12 protein-coding genes are annotated in these 20,629 nt (G+C 53.4%); 3 read left to right on the top strand and 9 right to left on the bottom strand.

Annotated elements, in window-relative coordinates:
- Positions 1-9: 9 nt before the first annotated feature.
- From BUB22_RS05100 to BUB22_RS05070, 6 genes are all read right to left on the bottom strand, one after another.
- The gene (locus BUB22_RS05100; RefSeq protein ID WP_073114191.1) at positions 10-873 is read right to left on the bottom strand and encodes a hypothetical protein; all 864 of its coding nucleotides are present in this window, start codon (positions 871-873) and stop codon (positions 10-12) included.
- A gap of 5 nt (positions 874-878) precedes the next feature.
- On the bottom strand, positions 879-2,837 hold the full coding sequence (locus tag BUB22_RS05095) for a tetratricopeptide repeat protein (RefSeq protein WP_073114190.1): 1,959 nt from the start codon (positions 2,835-2,837) through the stop codon (positions 879-881).
- Positions 2,838-2,840: 3 nt separating this feature from the next.
- Positions 2,841-3,614 (bottom strand): PASTA domain-containing protein, encoded by a 774-nt coding sequence (locus tag BUB22_RS05090; RefSeq protein ID WP_083535397.1) that lies wholly within the window; start codon positions 3,612-3,614, stop codon positions 2,841-2,843.
- Between the two features lie 52 nt (positions 3,615-3,666).
- A complete protein-coding gene (locus BUB22_RS05085) occupies positions 3,667-4,380 on the bottom strand; it encodes a Crp/Fnr family transcriptional regulator (RefSeq protein WP_254794645.1) in 714 nt (237 codons plus the stop codon).
- A 21-nt stretch (positions 4,381-4,401) separates the two neighbouring features.
- Positions 4,402-5,706 carry an adenylosuccinate synthase gene (locus BUB22_RS05080; RefSeq protein WP_073114188.1) on the bottom strand — a complete coding sequence of 435 codons (1,305 nt, stop codon included), beginning with the start codon at positions 5,704-5,706 and terminating at the stop codon, positions 4,402-4,404.
- A 222-nt stretch (positions 5,707-5,928) separates the two neighbouring features.
- Positions 5,929-7,623, bottom strand: coding sequence for an Ig-like domain-containing protein (locus tag BUB22_RS05070; protein ID WP_254794644.1), 1,695 nt, complete (start codon positions 7,621-7,623; stop codon positions 5,929-5,931).
- A 271-nt stretch (positions 7,624-7,894) separates the two neighbouring features.
- On the opposite strand from BUB22_RS05070, the gene BUB22_RS05065 reads away from it, so the two are divergent.
- On the top strand, positions 7,895-8,947 hold the full coding sequence (locus BUB22_RS05065) for a hypothetical protein (protein ID WP_073114185.1): 1,053 nt from the start codon (positions 7,895-7,897) through the stop codon (positions 8,945-8,947).
- A gap of 35 nt (positions 8,948-8,982) precedes the next feature.
- Here the strand turns inward: BUB22_RS05065 and BUB22_RS05060 are convergent, their stop codons facing one another.
- Positions 8,983-12,204, bottom strand: coding sequence for a type ISP restriction/modification enzyme (locus tag BUB22_RS05060; protein ID WP_073114184.1), 3,222 nt, complete (start codon positions 12,202-12,204; stop codon positions 8,983-8,985).
- Positions 12,205-12,817: 613 nt separating this feature from the next.
- Here BUB22_RS05060 and BUB22_RS05050 point away from each other — a divergent pair.
- On the top strand, positions 12,818-13,357 hold the full coding sequence (locus tag BUB22_RS05050; RefSeq protein ID WP_073114182.1) for a type IV toxin-antitoxin system AbiEi family antitoxin domain-containing protein: 540 nt from the start codon (positions 12,818-12,820) through the stop codon (positions 13,355-13,357).
- Positions 13,357-14,157 (top strand): nucleotidyl transferase AbiEii/AbiGii toxin family protein, encoded by an 801-nt coding sequence (locus BUB22_RS05045; RefSeq protein WP_073114181.1) that lies wholly within the window; start codon positions 13,357-13,359, stop codon positions 14,155-14,157. The genes BUB22_RS05050 and BUB22_RS05045 overlap by 1 nt, the downstream gene beginning before the upstream one ends.
- 159 nt (positions 14,158-14,316) lie before the next feature.
- Here the strand turns inward: BUB22_RS05045 and BUB22_RS05035 are convergent, their stop codons facing one another.
- Both BUB22_RS05035 and BUB22_RS05025 read right to left on the bottom strand, forming a co-directional pair.
- Entirely contained in the window at positions 14,317-17,538 is a 3,222-nt protein-coding gene (locus BUB22_RS05035) for a T9SS type A sorting domain-containing protein (RefSeq protein ID WP_175547241.1), read from the bottom strand.
- Positions 17,539-17,689: 151 nt separating this feature from the next.
- Entirely contained in the window at positions 17,690-20,599 is a 2,910-nt protein-coding gene (locus BUB22_RS05025) for a rhamnogalacturonan lyase family protein (protein ID WP_083535396.1), read from the bottom strand.
- Between the last annotated feature and the right edge of the window lie 30 nt (positions 20,600-20,629).

Raw genomic sequence — 20,629 nt, 5'->3', positions numbered from 1 at the left:
CCTGAAAAATTATTCCCCGACGGCCTTGTAACTCCTGGGAACGGTAAGGCGCCAGGTCCCGGGGCTAAACGATTTCCCGCGGGCCACCTTCTTCACGCGGATTTCGAGATACTTCGCGCCGCCGCGCTCGAACACGATTCTTTCGGGCATCTCCACGCCCTCGAACTCCCTGAAGTCAAAATAGCGGATGGTTTCAGACTTGCCGTCACCGCCCATACGCGAGAGCCACACCACATGCTGGCCTTCCTTCGCGAACGTAAACGAGCGCCCCGTCTTCTCGCGGGCATAGGTAACGCCCTCCACCCGCGTGGAGTCGCCAGGCGGTTCAACCTCCTCGTAGCCCTCGGGCAGGAGCGTTCCCTTGAACAGCGAGGCCACCTGGTGGATATTCACCGTCGGGATAGAGGGTTCACCGAATAGCCCCACCATGTAGCCCGCGCCCTTCATGTAGAGTTTCTCCGTCGGGAAGGTCATGGTCCAGCCTTCCTCCTGCCACAGGAGCGAGGCGACGCCTATCCCCATCGGGCCCGTGAGTTCCATGCGGTAGCGCTTCCCGGGTACCGAGAACAGTACCGCGTCCAGGTTCTGTTCCTTGCCGTTCTGGTCCACGAGGGTAATCGCCATCTTCGCGCGGAGGCTATCAGGCTTCGGCGCTTCGGGCGCACATGCCACACCTGCATTTGCCGCACTTGCCGCACTTGCCGCGCCATCTGTTGCGCCGGCATCTGTTGCGCCGGCCACGCACTTCGCCGCAGTCGGTTCCACTGCGGGTTTCGACGACGCACACCCCGCAATCCACACGGTCACGGCACAAAGCACAGCGAGCGCAATGCGGTTCACGAAAGCAGTGCGATTTAAGACAAACGAACACATGAATATTACTTCTTGCCCTTCAGGAATTCGAGCGCCGCCGGGTGTCTGGGCCTGAGCTTCAAAAGCCTGCGGTATGTTTCCGCCGCCTCGGTCTTCTTGCCTGCGGCATCCTGTATCGCGGCCAAATGTTCCAAGTACTCGTCATCGTCCTTGAACTTTTCGGGATTGACCTGCAAAATCACCTCGAGCGCTTCCTGGAAGCGGCCCAAGCGGTAGAGCCCCCAGGCCTTGGAATCTATAATCGCATCGGGCTTGTCGCCCTTTATCGCGTCGAGCGCCTTGAGTACGAGCGAATAGCCGTATTCCACCTCGGCCTTGTTGCGGTTCAAGTTAATGAGCGTATAGCCGTAGTAGTTTGCCACCTCGGGGTAGTCGAGCTTTTGCAGCTGAGGCGACTTGAGAATCGCTTCGAACATCGCAAACATCTCGTCTATGCGGCCGAGACGTTCGAGGTTGCGGGCCATCGTAAAACGGAGCGCGGCATCGTCGGGTTCCTCGGCCAGAATACTTTCCCAGAAGAGATGCGCCTTCGTGCGCGCCTCGCGTGCAGCGGCACGGTTCAGGGAATCCTTCAGGGATTCCTTCGGCTTGCCCGCAAGGGGACTGAGATTTTTGAAGAAATCCGTAAACACGGTCTTGCCTTCGAGGTCGCGGGCCTGCAACATAAGCACGTCGGCATATGCTCTCTGGAACCTGCGGTACTTTACCTTCGCGGCGGCCATCAGCTTGTTCAGTTGCGCGGAATCCACGACCGCCTCGAGCGGGGTCCACTTGCTCCACACGCCGAGCATCGAGTCCAGCAGCGCATACGCCTTGTCGTATTCCTTCGCCGTCCCGAGCGCAAGCGCAAGGAACACCTTCCCTTCGCCCTGCAGCAGGGAATCCGCCTGCTCCGCATAACGCACGCCTTCCTTGTTCTGCCCGCGACTAAAAGCGATTGCCGAAAGGGTCCTGCAAGCCTGCGCCCCGTAAGAAGGGTCGCGCACCAGCTTCAGGTGAACACTGTCCAAATGGACCTTCGCGCTGTCAGTCTCGTGCAGCATGTACTCGTTGAGCCCGAGGTGGTAAATGAGTTCCGGCACGCGAACGCCATCGTCGTAATACTTCTTCTTGAGGAACTTGAGTACAGGTTCACGCGGACCATCGACAAAAGTGAGGAGAGCAAGCTCGATCATCATCGCATCGGATTCGGTCGAACCCGTAATGGTATCGGCAATCGCGCGCGCCTCGACAAAACGCTTCTGCAGCACCAGCGCATGCATGCCCTTCGCCAGGTATTCCCTGTCGCCCGTAGCGTCGTACGCGTTCATGAAGAGTTCCACGACAGCGGAATCCCGCCCCAGTTCGGCGAGCAGCTTTACCTGCCTGTTGAAAAGCGACTGGATGTAGTTCGCCTGCGGGAGCAGCCGGTCGTACACGCGAACCAGTTCTTCCTTGTCCTGCACCGCTTCCAAAAAGAGGCTGTAGTCGTACAGCAGCTTCATGTCCTGGTTCTTCGAGGAATCGAGGGCGGCCACAAAGTACTTGCGGGCGGAATCGGCAATGCCTGCCACCAGGTACACGCGCGCCATCGTCTCGAGCTGCGATGCAGTCACCTTCCCCTTCAGGGAATTCGCCTTTACCGCAATGCCGACCGCAAGCGAATCCGCGCCGTGTGTAAGCAGTTTCTGAGCCACCTTGAAGGCAAGGTAGCGGTTCTGGGGGTCGTACTGCCACGCAAGAATCCACAGCGAATCGGACTCGCGGTCAAGCCCACGGAGTTCCATGTCCATCGCGGCAATAAACGCGGCATGCGCCGTATCGAGATTGCCCTTGTATTCCTGCGGGGCATCCGCAGCAGGCGCCGCGACCGCCGGAGTCGCCGGAGCATCACTATCCGTTTTTTTCACGGGAGCCGAGCTGCACGCCACAAGGGCGAACGCAGTACAAGCAAGTACGGCAAGCAGCTTGGCAAAAAAATTCATAGTTTAGTCCACAATGACGAAATCGATTTTCGTGTCGGGCTTCAGGTAGTCGCCTTCCTTCGGAGCGGTCTCGAGAACCGTGCCCGACATTTCGCCGTTTTCGCCCTTCACGCGCTTGATCTTGCCCACGCGGAACCCGAGCTTTTCGAGTTTCGGGTAAACGTTATCCATTATTTCGCCTTCGAACGAAGGAAGCATCACCTTGCCGGTGGTTACACCCGCAGAAATAACGACCTTCACCGTATCGCCCATACGGACCTTGTTACCCGCCATCGGTTCCGTGCGGATAACTACCCCGCGGGGGATACTCGCATGGGCGCCCTTCACGATTTCGCCCTGCACGAGGCCGGCACGGGTAAGCGAGATTTCGGCCTGTTTCTGGCTCTTGCCGCGCAGGTCAGGGATTTCCACCTCGCGCACGCCAAGGCTCCTGGTGAGCTTTACCGTGCGGCCGAGCTTTGCGGTACGGCCCGCGGCAGGCATCTGCACGAGCACCATGCCCGCAGGCACCTGTGCGCTGTAGCGGCCCTCCTCGAGCCATTCGTACTTGAATCCGGCGGAATCGAGCGCCTTTTCCACTGCAGAAGCCTCAAGCCCTTCCAGGTTCGGCACAATGCCCGTCTTTGCGAAATGCCCGGAGAATATAGGCAACGCAATCTTGTCGACAACAAAGGCGAGCACAACCAGGCCCACAATCCAGACTATTACCGCCTTCACGATAGGCGACGTCTTGAACCAGGTCAACAACTTGTTTATAATGGATTTTAGTTTATTCATACAGCGGTCATTAGTCACAGGTCAATAGGCGGCCGCAACGCGCCGCCAACCACTAGCCCTTCGTAGCCTTTTCCTGCAAGGCGCTTTCGTCGAAGATGACGATGTCCTTGCCGGTCATGGCAATCGCGTTCGTCTTCACCAACAGGGAGCAGATGCGGCTCACGGTCTCGCGGGTAGTACCCGACATGTCGGCCAGCTGCTGCTGGGTCGGGCGGTTGTGGATGACCGTCACCATGTTGCCGTTGTCGGTGTGGATGCGCACGCCGCGTTCTTCCATGAGGTTCAGGAGAGTGCCGGCCACGCGCCCGCTAACAGACATCGTGGAGAGCGACCCGATCTGGCGGTTCGCCTTGCGGAGGCGCTTGCTGAGTTCGCTCAGGAGGCCCATCGCAATCTCGGGGGACTGGCGGATGAGTTGCAGGAAGGATTCACGGTGGATGATGAGCAACTGCGCGTCGGTCACGGTGCGCACCGAGGCAGACCTCGGTTCGCCGTCGATGAGCGACATTTCGCCGAAGAAGTCACCGCGTTCAAGGAAGCTGAGGATCGTTTCGCGACCATCGACGCCGGTCATGTAGACCTGCACCGAGCCCGACGCGATGAGGTAGAGCGCCTGCACCGAATCGTCGCCCTCAAGCACAACCGTCTCGTCGCGGTTGAAGTTCTGGGACACCACCAGATTGGCAAGCATCCCGATCTGTTCTTCGCTCAACTCCGAGAAGAGTTCAACACCCTTCAGCAGTCCAAGAATTGTAGAGTCCACCATGTGCGATTCTCCTGTTTCTAGTTACAGACCCAACCCCTTCGCGAGGCCCTTATCGATTACGATACTCTGGTCGCGCTTAGCGCCAATAGATATCATACCAATTTTTACGTCAACAAGTTCAGCCATTTTCTGCAAATATTTTTTTGCGTTCTCCGGGAGCTCGTCGTAACTGCGGCACTTGGTCGTGTCGCACTTCCAGCCGGGCATTTCCTCGTACACCGGAGTGCAGCGGCCCACCTTCGAGAGCTGGTTCGGGATAAAGTCGAGCTTTTCGCCGTCGCATTCGTAGTGGGTGCAGATTTTCACCGTGTCGAAGGTGTCGAGCACGTCGAGCTTGGTGATGGCGAGGTGCGTGAGGCCGTTCACGACGGCCGCCTTGCGGACGACCGGGGCGTCGAACCAGCCGCAACGGCGGTTGCGGCCCGTGGTGGCGCCATATTCGTTACCGATCTTGCGGAGCGTGTCACCCGTCTCGTCCAGAAGTTCCGTCGGGAAGGGGCCGTTACCCACGCGGGTCGTGTACGCCTTCACCACGCCCCAGACTTCGTCCAGGGCCGTAGGTCCGACGCCCGCGCCGCAGCTCGCGTAACCCGCGACCGTATTGCTGGAGGTCACGAACGGGTAGGTACCCTGGTCCACGTCGAGGATGGTGCCCTGGGCACCTTCGAACACAAGGCGCTTGCCGGCCTTCACGGCCTTGTAGAGCATCTCGCTCACGTCGGTCACGAACGGCTTGATCTTCTGGCCGAGTTCGAGGTAGTCCTTGATGACCACTTCGGGGTCAATCGCCGGGACGTCGTACATCACGGTAAATTCTTCGTTGTGGACCTTCGCCATCGCCTCGACGCGGGGGCGCAGTTCGCGTTCGTCCATGAGGTCACCCACGCGGACGCCGATGCGGTTCACCTTGTCGCTGTAGCAGGGGCCAATGCCGCGGCCCGTCGTGCCGATGGCAGCCTTGCCCGCCTTCTTTTCCTTCGCCTTGTCGAGCGTGGAATGGTACGGGAGCACCACGTGGGCGTTATTCGCAATGAACAGGCGGCCTTCCGGGTTGATTCCCTTCGTGTGGAGGTCGGCAATCTCGGCGAGCGTCTGGATGGGGTCGAGCACGACACCGTTACCGATGACGCAAATCTTGTCCTGGTGCATGATGCCCGAGGGAATCAGGTGGAACACGAACTTCTGGTCGCCCACCTCGACGGTGTGGCCCGCATTCGCGCCGCCCTGGAAGCGCACGATGATATCCGCATCGAGCGTCAAGAAATCAACAACCTTCGCCTTACCTTCATCGCCCCACTGGGAGCCGATTACAACACGATTTGCCATATATCCTTCGTTTTTGTGACCCGGAGCAAAGCCTTGGCGGGCAGCCCGCGGGTCGATTGCTTGTTTAAAACGCGAAATTGCAACGCGGGGGATTTCCCTGCGCCCTTTTTCGCCCAAAAGATAAAAAAGTGGCCGTTATCGCGGGCCGGGCAATCCGCCAGCAACGCAAAAAAGCGTGATTTTTGCCCAGCGTGCGCCAAATCTGGCAGAAAAAGCGAATTTCTAAAACATTACCCTGTAAGGGATCTGCCTGTCGAAGCGACGTCCCTTCAGGTCGCGGTATTCCTTATGCGTAGCCCCGCGCATGTCGGCAGGGCGTGCACGACGGATATCCCGTATCACGGTTGTCGAATCCGTCGCCGTTGAATCGCCCGCGACAACAGATGACGAGTCCTGCGGCTGCACAGTCGAAGTATCTGCGCCGGCAGATTTTTCCACAAGCACCTCGACGCGGCCCGTATATTCGGTATTGTCGTTGCCCTTCACGGTGTACTTGAACGAAGCAAGCCCGCTGAAATTCGCCTTGGGCGCAAACCTTGCCGTATAGCCGTCACCCGCAAGTTCCACACTTCCGTTCTCCGCAGCAGAGACGCTGTAGGTCGGCGATACATCCTTGAACCCGCGCGTAATCGTGCGCAGATCAAAATCGAGGGACTTCCCGCCCGCAGCCGTCGCATGCATGGCGCCCAGCCAGTTGATATACTTCTCGATACGCACGTAGCCATCGCTTTCCTTGGTCATGGCGTCATCTTTTGACTTGTCATAACCAAGAGCCTCTTCGAAGTAATCCGGCATGCCATCCTTGTCGGAATCGGTCGCGGCCTTCCCCGCAATCACCTCTCCCCAGCCGTTATTGGTCTTGAGCCCCATCGCGCCCACGCTCTTCACGAGCGCACCGGCCGTTCCAAGCGTATTCACCTGGTACCACACCAGCGAATCGATGTCGTCGTACGGAAGCACGCCGCTCTGCGACGTCACGTAGCGCCACGCACTTGCTGCACTGAGCATCGGGCCCGATGTCGTAAGTTCGCTCCAGGGTTTCGCAAGTTCCTCACCCACGCCCTGATAGTAGTAAATACTCGAAGGCCCGCCGTTCAGTTTTCCGTCGCGGTCCGTGTCGATCATGTTGCCGCTCGCGTAGATACTCTGGTTCTTGTCTACCTGGAACCACGGGTTACTCCCCTTCGGGCCATAGACAAAGTAATTGTTCACGATATCGTGATTGAAGTGCGTGCTAGTGTGCGTCGTGTAGCCCGCCTCGAAGTTGTAGAGGATGTTGTTCACGAACACGTCGTTAATCTTGTCAAGCGGGTTTCGGTTGTGCGTGTTCACGAAGGCGTTGTAGTACCAAGCCCAAGTGCCATCCACCGATTCGATATGCGCACCGAACTGCTGCCCGATAGGGTTTGCAATCAGCGAGTTCTGCACCGTAATGCCCGTGACGCGGTAACTTGCATTGTCCGAAGAACCGCCGAAGTTGTTCCATGGCGCAAGTTCCACCGAGCAGTGGTCCACGATTACGTTCTTGGAATCGTAAAGGTTGAGTGCGTCATCCTTCTCGGACGCGGTATTTTCGCCCGGACGGATTCGCAGGTAGCGGATGATGATATTGCTCTGCTTGCCGGTACTGAGCTTGCCGCCGTGAATGGCAATTCCCTCGCCCGGAGCCGTCTGCCCCGCGATGGTAATGTTGCTCTTGATAGAAACTGCCGTCTTGATGTTGATGATGCCACCCACGTCAAAGACCACAATACGGTTGCCCTGGCTCACCGCATCGCGGAAGGAACCCGCACCGTCATCGTTCAGGTTCGTCACGTGATAAACGCTGCCGCCACGACCACCCGTGACCTGCGCACCAAAACCAAGCGCCTCCGGAAAAGCCAGCGGCTCGGCACCCGCCCCGATAAAACCAAACACTGTTAGGCAAAGCGCCGAAACCGGCAATCCCTTATGCAAACCAAAGCCCATATTTCCCATACCTTTTCTAGGCAGGATTCCGAACCACCGGAATCCGCCGTACATAAATATATACTAAAAGTTCCTGAAACGGGCCTACGAAAGCGCATTAACGTTGTCTACGGACTACGGCAGCATACCCGGAAACCATTCCATCTCTGCATTCTTGCACCTTGTCAGGCTATTTGCGAAACAGCGATCTGTGCAGCCCCTATTTTGTTATTTTTCCGATATGCACAAGAAAATCGCCATATTTTCAGCGACCGCAATCGTCGCTACCATCCTCGGGGCCTGTGACGCCAACGGGAACCTCATCCTCGTAGACGACGAAGGTCGCATTTTGGGAATGGACCCGGTCTACGACTACTGCGATAACCATACCTGCCTCCCCGCAGCAGAAATGTTGCACCGTCCAACGACACTCCAGATTTCGTTCACCGCAACAGACTCCATCACAAACGTGTACCTGGAAACGCTCGATTGCAAGCTGCTCGAGAACGAGAGCGCGGATTCGGTACACCCCGCATGCGTCACGAAAATCAAGGTGGGTGACAGCGATTCTATTAGAAACATGCCGCCTTTTGATTACTACAACAGGCATTACAATTACGGCATAAACTTTGCCCCCGATAGCGACAACCACTTACGATTCGCCCTCGTCGACATAAAAGGCGAAGAGAAAAAGTTTGACATAGACCTTAATTTGTACGCAAATATATACCATAAGGTTTCTGCCGGCGACCACGATACGACCTACTTCTCGTTCCCCGAGGGGCTTGACACGCTAGAGGGCTACACGCTCGACACGAACTTCGACAGGTCGCAACTGCCAAGTGGCACCGAGTTCGAGACCATCGAGAAATGTTCTATCGCAGACTACGAATACGACTACGATCTCGACACAGCCTACAAATGCGTCTCGTGCCCCGATTGGATGGACGATTCTACCCGGCGCGAGGCCCTCAAGAACAACAACTGTTCTTTCCGCATGGCCGAATCGCCCGAGAAATGCAACGGGGACACGCTCTACATCCTCCCTAGAAGATGGGAGCAGAAGGACATAGGCTGCCTGCACTTCACGGCGACTGGCCTGCCCCAAGACGTCGCCATCGCCGACATGTTCTCGACTTCGCGCATCAAGAACAACTACGAAGCCGACAAAGCCTACCGCGACGCTAGTTTCTTGAACATATGGCAAGCAACGTTCCGTCTCGGGAACCAGGGCTCGTTCAAGACCGACAGCCTGGTCATCACCGTGCGCGCCCCGTACAGTTACGGCGAATAGAAAAGGAACCGCATCCTTTTTTTGATAAGACGAATTTATCCCGCAATTTCATCAAGAGTCTGCATCAGCTTGTGAGTTTCGATAAGGATGGCGATGATTTTGCGGTAGTGCGAGATGTCGTCGTAGGTAAGGGTGCGATTTTTGCGGTCCTTAAGCCACTTTTGGGCGGGTTGATAACCGCCGATGTAGAAGTTCCAAGCTAGTTCAGGAACATTCGCAAAATACTGCGTCTTGTTGATGTAGACCTTTTCCTTTTCAAAACGAATTTCGCTCACGGCATTGTCGCCTTCGATGTCGAAAGATGTTGCCTGCGGTGGAATTTCTTCCATCAGGTGCAATTTGCGGAGCTTGTTGCCGATGGAAACGATGCGTCCGAATTCTTCCTTGTTTTCGGGATAAGGAATACGCGGGAAATCAATTTTCAAGAATTCCTTGTATTTTTCACGATAAGACGGTGTATGGAGAACGCCGTAGATGTAATCAAAAATCTGTTCAGGAGTTGTAATATGCGAATTGTCATTCTGAGCGTAGTTCCCTGAGCTTGCCGAAGGGAACGGAGTCGAAGAATCTAGGCATGCGTCGATCTTGTGCCAGATTTTTTCGTCTAGATTGGGCTTGCGTGTTTCGCCGAGTTTTTCTTCACCTTCAGTAGGGTAAAGGTAGAGAGGGAAAACGTTTCCACCACCTAATTTCCCTGCACTAGCAATCAAATTCATATCGCAAACATTGTTCGTGCAAAAAACATATTTCCAATTATCTATGCATTGTCGCGATGCAATTAAAGCAAAATTCTCTTTTTTTTCAATTAGATTATTATGGACTTTAAAAAACGCTCTTTTTATTAATTTCTCGTCATAATAAATAATCTTAGGATCAAAAGGTCGGTATAGATATTTCTGTATTTTAGATGGATTAAATTGTGACTCTGCAATTCTTTTTAGTAACGGATAACCGCTTGAATCTTCAACATTGTAACATTTTGAAAAATTACTATCATATTTCTTTTGCAACAATTTTTCTATTCTTGCTTCTAAATCATAATGGTTCTCATCTATAAATAAAAGATCCCTTCCTGATTGAACCCCACTTGTATTCATTTTCATTAGTTCGTCAATCTTGAAGCCTTTTTCGTATTCTTCTTGTATTGAAAAATCCTTTGGAACAAAAAAGAACTGAGGCCTTTGCGGACACAATTCTTTCCAGGGCACATCGCTAAAAGAAGTCTTTGCTAAAAATGCGTATTTTTCAAAGCGTTTGCCGAAGAGTTCATAATGGTAAACGCGGGCTAAAGATCCTTCGACTTCGCCCTTACGGGCTTCGCTCAGGATGACACTCTGTTTTTTCTTAATAAAAATGTTAATGCTTACGCCTTGCATGATGTCAAAGACATTCTCATCTTTATCGCCATCAAATGCAGTTTCCTTTTTACGAGTGTCGCCATGCAAATCAAGAATGTAGATTTCATCAAAAGTTTCCAGCAGTGCTTTTCTCATTTGCCGATGAATAATTCCATCTATAAAACTATTATTCGAAATATACGCCAGAATTCCCTCGCCATTCTTTTCTACATAGTAGTGGCCTAATCGAATGAATTTAATGTAATCATCCGAAAGCGGCTGGATATTTTTCTCGTTTAAATTTTTCTTATAGGTTTCCGATAATTCCTGGATCCAAGCGCTTTTATTACTACTGCTTACACTATACGGCGGGTTGCCAATCATCACCATAACGGGTGTATCGCGTTTGACAAGATTTGCCTCGTTCGCTTCTTGTGCAAGCCATTGTGCAAACAATGTTCCCGTGTCATGGTCACATTCTTCGAGGGAATTGGTAAGGAATATGCGAAGTCGCTTATCCTGTTTCGCCTTGTAACCCGTCTGCGCCAGCACCATGTCCAATTTCAAATGCGCAACGGCGTATGGCGCCATCATGAATTCAAAACCGTTCAGGCGCGGAAGCAGGTGTTCTTCCACATAGTTCTGCCAAGCCCCTTTCTGATTTTCCATGCCGGAATATATCTTGCGGACCACTTCGGCAAGGAATGTTCCCGTTCCAGTAGCCGGGTCAAGAATTTGAACTTTATGGTATTCTCGCGTTTCGTATCTCTTGTGGTCTTTGGTGCGATTGTCCGTATACAGGTTTGAAGTTTGGCGAATCGTCACCTTGCTCGTGTCGGCAAGACCATCACTCAAATTGAATCGGGATTTCAGAATTTCATCAACGGCATTGACGATAAAGTGTACAACGGGTTCGGGCGTGTAATAAACGCCACACGCCTTTTTCTGCTTGGGGTCGTAATAGCGTAGAAAATCTTCGTAGAAGTGAATCATCGGATCGGCTTGACCCGTAGCCTTTCCAAAATTCTTCATGACCTTCGGCATGTCCGTCACCCGGAATGTTTCTGCCAGGTCATCTACAATCCATGCAATGCTTGTATCTACATCGAATGCGGCGACATTCTGGAAAACCTTGCGCAAGAACGGATTTGTCTTGGGAATGAGTGTCGCCGCTTCTTCTCGACTGAACGTGTCGGGAGTGTCGTCGTGGAGTCTTGCCGCAAACATTCCATAGCAGATTGTCTGTGCGTAAATATCGGCAAATTGCCGTTCCGTCAAATCGTGAATCAGCACCTTCTGGAAAGATTTCCATTGTCCCGCCAGTTCACTCGTCTTTTCACTATCGGTTTCAAGAGTCTTTTCAATCACCTCGGCTAGGAGGCGCGCCTTGGCAGCCATCATCTGCGCCAGCTTTGTAGAACTTGTAATCTTCTGCGGTGTTGATTCCGCAATGTGCGCTACCATTTCCAAAAACATTGGAACATTATCGTCTATTAGCGCAATCTTGTTCCCTTTGATTTCTGCAATGCGGATGTTTTGAGTCGGCAGCCCGCTTTCATAAGAATGAAAATCAAGATAATCCGTGAAAAGGATATGGTCTAGGGAGTTCTTGTAACGGTTGAATTGTTCCTTGTGCTGACGGTTTCCATCCAGGTCGCTATCACCAATGTCCTTTGCCTCTACAAACGCAACCGGAATTGAAGTTGCGCCTTTCCCTTTCGCGATAATGTAGTCCGGCGCTCCGCACTGGATTCGGCTGGGCTCGTTCGTGATGGTGAATTTGGGGAGCAAGTCGCCAAGCAGTTTCGCAAGTGCCGGTCGGTAGCTGTGTTCGGTCGCCTTGCCTGTAGAAAATTGCTTGGAAACCTCGTCGATGTACTGTGCGACGGTTTGAATCTTGCTCTTGTCCAAATCGGTCATGGCGGCTCCAGCGTTGCGAGAACCGTTCCTTAATGCGCTGCAATTTCCACAAATAAAAAAGGCGTGGAGTCGTTCTTGCGTGCTCACCAACTTCTGAGGCCCTAGACATAAGCCTTTTGACATGATAAGCACAAACGACCCACGCCCCAATCGGGACGTGAGCGTTCGCCTTATTCTCTGTCAATTGAAGTTGTCTAGGTTTCAGAAGTGAGAATAAGAGACGAATCTCAAAATTTCCGGTCGCTCCGAACCATTCGGTACGGGGCTATGTAAGCGATAATATAAGTAAATATGCGAGAGGGAAATCCCCACCTTGGTGGCCATGCGCACTAAACAACAAGTTGTTAAGTGCTGTCCGCCCGCCTACGCGGTGATGACAGAAAAAATCGGGATGAAAGAAATTTGCGAAATTCTCCGAAAATCTCTTGACATCCTCCCCTTGAGAAACTATATTTATAGTGAACAAATGTTCATTACTTGGCAGTTTCTGCTTGTCTGTCAAAGGAGATTATATGAGTGAAAGTAGGCTTACCACCTTGAATTTTCGTCGAAATAACGTATATTTTTGCTATAATTCTGTAAAAAATCACATTTTACAGAATTTAGGAAAAATATGCTTCAGACGCTCGCCCAATGCATTGAAACGTTCGGCTCAAAATACTTGATAAAAAAGGCCATTGCCGAAGGCCGTTTGTTCCGCATCGCAAAAGGATTCTATTCCGATAGCAAGGATGTTTCCGAAACTTCGCTAATCTCCGCAAAATATCCTAAGGCGGTTTTTACGATGAATACCGCTTTTTATCATTACGGTTTGACCGATACCATTCCCGAGAAATATTACCTGGCAACCGAGCGGGGAGCAAAAATTTCCGACAACCGTGTTGTGCTGAAGTTCGAGAATAGCGATATCCTGTTTCTTGGAGCTGTACAAGAATCAGTCAACGGCGCAACCGTTTCAATGTATAACAGGGAACGCATGCTGCTCGAACTGATCCGCAACAAGTCAAACTTGCCCTTCGACTACTATAAAGAAATCATCCTAAACTATAGAAAGATAGTTGACGAACTGGACATGCAGTTCGTGCAGGATTACTTGCCGCAAATGCCGAAAGCGGATATGATTAGAAAGGTGCTGGAAGCGGAGGTGCTATAATGCTTAGCCTCAAAAGCATGGTTGATGTAGAAATTGAGAAAGGGTATAACGAAAACACTGCCCCCGCGAAAGTCTGCCAAGACATTGTTTTAAAAGCCATTTCCATGGGACCTCTGCATCACAACATCACTGTCAAGGGCGGTGTGGTCATGAGAAGCAAGACGGGAAACATCCGCCGTGCAACCCAAGACTTGGATATAGATTTTCTACGCTATCCCTTATCAGATGCCTCTATTGATGACTTTGTAGCAAAGATGAATTGTCTAGACGGAATCCGCATCGAAAGGTTTGGGGATATCGAAGAACTGAAGCAACAGGAATACAAAGGTAGGCGAATCCGCATAAAAATTCAAGATTCTAGCGGTTACGAACTAGAAAGCAAAATAGACCTGGGCGTGCATACCAAGTTAGATGTAAGTCAGGAGGAATATTATTTTGACATTTCCTTTGACAACGGGAGTGTCAGTCTGCTGGTCAATTCCAACGAACAGATGCTGGTCGAAAAATTACGGTCGTTACTGAAATTCGGGGCTTTATCGACCCGCTACAAGGATCTTTTCGACATCTACTATCTTAGCAAACATGTTGACCATAAAAAACTGCATGTTTGCCTAGATTTGTACATCTTTGGCGATAAGCAAATGAGAGAGCATAACGTCAATGATGTGGTAAAGCGAGTGCGAGATATTTTTTCCGATAAACTGTACATCGAAAGGCTCTCCGCTAGCGACAAGAATTGGACCGGCGAAAATGTTTCGACCATTACAAAGAGTATCGAGAACTTTCTCAAATTGCTTTAGTCGCAACAATCCCGACTTCAAAGGGGTTGAATTCGACCCCTTTTTAAAAGAAGCTGATAGCCATTCGTTCACCATCGGAAAGAACAAACTTTTGAAATAAAAAAGCCTAGACTCGCTTGAGCCTAGGCCTTGAGGGTGCATGATGTATTCTTTTACGGTTTACTTGCGCATGACCTTGATGGTCTTGTTGAGTTTAACGCCATTACCGACGCCGCGGACATTTACTAGATAGATTCCGCAGCCAAAGTCTTGCAGGCTTACCGATGCGGAGCCGTTTGCGGTCACTACTGATTTTTGCATCATCTGGTTCTTGCCACTGAGATCAGTTACAGTGATTTTCGCATTCAGTGGAAGACCGACCATAAATACAATGTTGTTTGCAACTGTGGCGTGGAATTTTATGGAGGCAATAGACGCGGCCAATGTTGTCGATTCCTTGAGTGTAAGCTGTATCTGGTCCAGGTTCGGGCCATCGCCGTCAATGGTTGCGATTTCGATTTCATTCACACCGGCGGCAAGGTTTAGTACGACATCAACCGTTTTCCAGTCGGTCCAAGTTCCCGTCGAAGCGAATTCGGCCTGAACGGCCTCTCCCTCGCCCGCCTTGATATTGAGTTTGCGAGTTTCATCCTTGCCCAAGGCGTAAGTGAGTGTCACCTTGTATTCGCCAGCGGTCTTCACATTCACCGGGATTGTCGTGGAACTGCCCGCAGTTGCAGCGAAGTTCACATAGCCTGTGCCGGCAAAGCCCGTGTTGCGGTCTTCGAAAGCGGCATCATTTGCAAACGTTCCGTCTTCGGCTTGGTAAACACCGCCGGCACTTTCTACGGCAGATGAAGTCGGAGTCGCAGAACTACTAGACGCCGGTGTGTCGGACACGGAGGAAGAAGAACTTGTGGGAGTAGTAGCACTTGCAGCTAGCAGTTGCGTCACGCCGATGTAGCGACTGAAGGTATCGCCTGCGTTATCCTTGAGCGTAAACTTCACGTAGCCCACGCCGCCAAAATTATCAGCGAGTTTCACAGTCATCTTGGAACCGCTCACGGTGGCGGTCACGCCAGTGGGGGCAGAGACGGTATAGGTTCCGTTGTCGTAGCCCTTGGTAAATTGAGCAAGGTCAATCGTCTGCGTTTCACCCTTCGCGAAGGTGTAATGGGCGCGAGCCATCCATTCCAGGTAGCGTTCCAGTTCCGTCCAGCCGTCACCCAAGCGGTCCTTGTTCGCATCGCTGAAGTCGCCGCTCTTGGATTTCGGATTGTAACCGTACATATTTTCCCACCAGTCCGGGAGACCATCGAGATCGGAGTCGTAATCGTTTGCCCAGCTTGTGCTCGGATACGGTTCCCAGCCCTTGATATTCGCCGTATCCTTCACGTCGGTTTCGCGGTCGGGAATGCCCGCCATGCCGCCCACGGAACCCTTCATGCTGTAGGTTCCGTTCTTGGTCTCGTTTATCACGCGGGTATCGTGATTGTCAAGTACCGGCATGCGCTGGCCCACATCGCTCAGCACATCCTTGTAGGCGGCCTTCGCGCTCTGGATAGTCGCATACGAGGCAAAGAAAGGCTTGCTGTTCCAGGGTTCCCAATCCAGCACCTGCCCGCCGGAAAGCGAATACTCGCGACCGCAATTGTCGTTGGTGCCATCGCAGGTGAACTTGCCACCCACAGCCTCGAGAACGTTGTTGTGGTAGTAATACGCCTGCGAGCCCTTGCCCGTACCTTCGAACTGTGCGCGCAAAGTATAGCCGTGCAAGGTGGTGGCGGCGCCCTCCTTGTAGTAATTGCCCACGAAGTTCACCTCGTGCGCACCGCCATCGGTCACGCGGCTCACCCAGTTATAGACAACGTTGTTGAATATGTCGAGGCGACCCGCGTAGTAGCCGTTCCCGTCGAGGCCACCGCCCAGGCTCCAGTTGCGGCCCGCATTATGCGCAAGCAGGTTGTGGTGGAAACTGCCGATATCGCCGCCGATAGTCGCCGCATACCCGTGTCCCGTCCCGACGGGGTAATTCTGGTGGTCCGCAATGTTCAGCGCCTCCGAAATCAACGTGCGCTGCAGCGTAAGGTTCTTGCCGCCTCGGCTACTGAAGGCTTCGTCAATCGTCCAGCTGATACTCGCATGGTCCAATATGCTGTGGTCGCCACCGGTGAGCCCCATACCGTCGTAGGTGGCGCCGTAGCCCAAGCGCACGCGCATGAAACGGATAACCATGTCCTTGCCCGTGAACCCGATGGGGGCGCTCTTGATGGTAATACCCTTGCCGGGAGCCGTCTGCCCCGCAATCGTCACGTAATCCTGATTGCAGACCAGGCGCGATTTCAGCTGGATCATTCCTGACACCTTGAACACGATGGTACGTGGGCCAATTTCTGCCGTGCACGCCTCGCGCAGGGAACCCGCACCGTCATCGTTCAGGTTCGTCACGTACACCACCTTGCCGCCGCGGCCACCCAGGGCGTTGCGGCCATAACCTTCGGCACCCTCGAACGCGACGCGGCCCGGCTTGAACGACCAGATATTCCCTGCCGTGACCGTTCCGTTCGCATCAACTTCATCCACGCGCCAGTAATAGGTCTGGAGCGGAGTCGTACCGCTCACCTTATACGAACTACCGGATTGTTCACCCTTGTAAACCGCAGTGCTCGAGGGCGTTGCCGCAAGCACAGCCGCCGAATCCGTCCCGAAATAGACGCGATGCTTTACGGCCGACTTCGCCGCCGTCCACGAAAGTGTGAGAGCGCCATTGTCGTGCGGCGCGTGATAATCCAGATCTGCAGGCGAAGGCCCTGTCGCCTGTGCCGCCGCATTGGGCACGTTCAGTTCAAAGCCGTTCAGGGTAACCGTACCCGTATTCAACTTTATCGCGGTCGAGGCACCCGTACCGCTTACATTAAAAGTCACGTAGGCAATCGCCGCCTCGCCTGTCGAGAGCGCACGATTCGTAGGCTTGACCGACGCCTGCTTCGAGTTGTTCACATAGACATCGATGCTGTTGCTTACCGCCGTCCCATCGACATTGTTCAGGTACAAAAGGAGGCTGTGCGTCCCTGCCGCAAGATTCGAGAAGGTGAGCGTAATCGCCCCGCCGCCTTCGACCATCACGCCGTCGCACACAAGGCGCGCATAGCTCGGGGACTGCACCCCGGCCTTGTACCAGTTGGCCTTGAGATTCGCGCTTCCGGCGACATTCACCTTCACGCCCGAAAGCGTCGTATCTTTCGAAGCGACACCCGAAACCACCCAGGGCACGTAATTCGGTTCCGTAACCTCGCTCGAATTGCGGCCGCTCATGTCAAAATCGACCTTGATGACGGGCGATGCGGCAAAGGCAAGCGCCGCCGAGAGGCCCAATACGCGAATAGAGTTCAAACATCCCATACATAACTCCTTTCTGCCCACAAAAATACCCTCGAATTTGCTCCGGGGGTAGGGTAAAAGAAATTTCCAGTTGTCCGCGGACTACGGCGGGCATCTGCGGTGCAAAAAAAACGCCCCGGCTTCCGCCGGGACGTATCGTTTAGTTAGGAAACTACCGTTCTACTCTTACCTGCACCGCATTCTGCATCGTGCGACCTTTGAACTTGACACGGACCATGTAGACGCCCTCGGGGAGAGCCCTGATTTCGCGGGACAAGTCAGACGCTCCTGCCGGAACATTTCTTGCAAGGCGCGCCACCTGGTGGCCAGTCATGTCAAAGAAATCCACCTGGGCATACCCCGATTCGCGGGCAATCAGCGTACCATCTGCAAGATTCAGGTGTATTCCGGCAGCAATGCGAATGTTACCTGCAAAGTCGTCTTCTGCGGTGTAATCGCCACGGGTAAGTCCCGTCGTTCCCGAAGAATCTCCCGCGACTTCAGCGCTCAAGGTGTCTATCGCCGAGAGTTGCGCTGAATCCTCGAAAAGCACCACGCCTTCGACATCAAAACCGATCTGATCGATGTTCGGTGCACCCGCCTCTTCCAGCGATTTCAGATAAAGCACATTCAACCCCTTCTGGAGCGAAACACCCACCGAGACGCTATCCCAGGTATCCCAATCGGCAGTGGGTTTGAACGTCAGCGAACCGACCAGGTCTTCATTCATCTTCACCATAATGCGACGCGTATCCGTTTTGCCGTGGGCGTAGCGCAGCACCATTGTTGCATTCTTGTATTCCTTCGGCGAAACCAGGTGGTAAATGCCGTAGCTATCGAGACTGTTTTCGAAATCGTAGAATCCCGTGCCGCGGAAATTCTCGTGGTTGTCAGCAAAGGCTCCCTTTGCATCGGTCGGTACCGCCGCCTCAATATCGCTCCGAACCATAAGAGGAGCAGGTCCCGATTCCACGACACTCAGGATGGTGAATTTTCCGTTGCGAGTCGCTTCGCCAAAGTCAGCATTCCCGCCTTTCGTCGTAATCGTATAGGTAAACTCGCCCTCGACAACGGGAGTCCCGCTAAAATAGAGCGATGATGTCGTCGCATTCCACACGGCCGTCACGCCTGCCGGGAGCCCGTCAACATTCGCCCCATCCGCATGCTGGATCGCGAAGGTGAACGGGACAATCGAATCACCCTTCACAATCACCTGGCTCGAACTACCTGCGCCCTGCTTGACTATCGCGGCCGCCTTCGGCGTGTTGTCGCCTATCAGCACGATGTCCGGCTTCGGGAACTTGCCCTTGTTGCCATGCAGCCAAAAACCCAGATGCGGCGGCTGGTTGTAGGCGGTATTCTGCCAGCTCATGCCATTGCGATAAACCGGGTCGTGCGCAAGCGTGTACATGCGATGTTCGGTAGGCGTGGTCGTCGTGTAAATGTAAAGCTTGGAGGCTCCATCGTGCAAGATGACTTCCTCGCGCCAGTCGCCCAGAATGTCACCGCTGAAATTCGGTGTCGCCTTGGTGGTATTGCAACTGTTGCCCTGCATCTGGAAAAGCGTATTGCTCTGTTGCTTTGCATGGTCCCACTTGCTGATGGTCGTATTGTCCAACAATTCGTCAAGCAGATCACCATCCCAGTAGATACGGAAGTTGTAGGCGGGGCGCTTGTCGGCCTTCCAGATTTTTCCCTTAGCCGTATAGGTGTTCCAGTTTGCAGCAGACCAGAGCTCATGTCCGCGGCTGTTGGAATCAACATCGCCCGCGACACCGCGCCCGTTATCGCCCGAACTGGTTTCGTAGAAAAGCACCTTGCCAGTACGTGCGTCGTGCAAGTTGTAGCCGTAGGGTTTTTCCTCGTGGACCTGCCAAACCTCGAGGCCGTCGTTGTCGGGGTCCAAATCGCCAAAGTGGATTGCATCACCGTGACCGTAACCTACACGGTACATGAACTTACCATCGTGATCGATAGCGCAGTTACCCTCCATTATTTCATCAAATCCGTCGCCATCCACGTCACCCGCCGAAAGGTTATGGTTTCCCTGCCCGTAGCATTCCTTGCCGCTCGTCGCCGAATTGTGGTACCAGCGCTGCGTCAGCGATTTTCCGTCCCAGTCGTAGGCCGTGAGCGCCATGCGCGTGTAATAGCCGCGCTGGAAAACCATGCTCGGTTTCTTGCCATCGAGATAGGCATTTGTCGCAAGGAAGCGGTCGACGCGGTTCCCGTAACTGTCGCCCCAGTTCTTTACCGTACCGCGCCCTGGATTATAGGCGACGGTCGCCATTTCAAGTCCCGTTTCGCCGTTGAAAACCGTGAGGTATTCGTCACCGGTCAGAATGTATCCACTCGAATTGCGGTAATCGCTGGTATGTGCCGCATTGGCCGCTGCGCCCTTGCTCAAGTACTTTCCGCTGGCATCCTTCGTTCCCGGCGCTGTCTTTACGGCAAGTTCCGCCTTGCCGTCGCCATCGTAGTCACCCACGAGCATCTGCGTGTAGTGCGCCCCCGCGCGGATGTTTACGCCTAGGTCGATGCGCCAAAGTTTTTTGCCGCTCATCTTGTAACAGTCAATGATGACGTTGCCCGTCTTTCCCTTCTGGGAATTGTCCTTGGAATTGCTCGGATCCCACTTGAGAACCAACTCGAACTCGCCATCACCATCCACATCGCCCACGGCAATATCGTTGGGACTGTAGGTGTAGTCGCTACCGCCTGCAGGCCTGTCCAGGTTCACTGTCAAGAACTGCTCGCCCCACACGGGTACGGCATCGTCAGATGCAAGTTCCTTGCCGTTTATGACAGCCTTTACGGAATACCTGCTCGAGGTTGTCCCTTTCGCGTCGGTATAGTTGCTCGCCTGTGTCCCACTGAGGCTCGCGATTTTCTCGCCATCGCGGTACAGGTTAAAGCCCGTCTCGGAGCCCTCGGTCCCAAGGACGCGCCAGCTGAGGAACACGCCCCCGCCGGTCTTAACCGCCACAAGCCCGCGGTTCAGCCATTCCATCTGGCGAGCCGCCTGCGACATGCCCACTCCAAGCGCGAGCGAAAGCCCAAACATCCACAACTTTTTCATCATCCAATCCTTTCTTTGAATTACAGGCCCCCG

It is taken from the genome of Fibrobacter sp. UWCM, assembly GCF_900129735.1.
Lineage (GTDB): Bacteria > Fibrobacterota > Fibrobacteria > Fibrobacterales > Fibrobacteraceae > Fibrobacter.
This window is presented reverse-complemented; position numbering and strand designations above follow the sequence as displayed.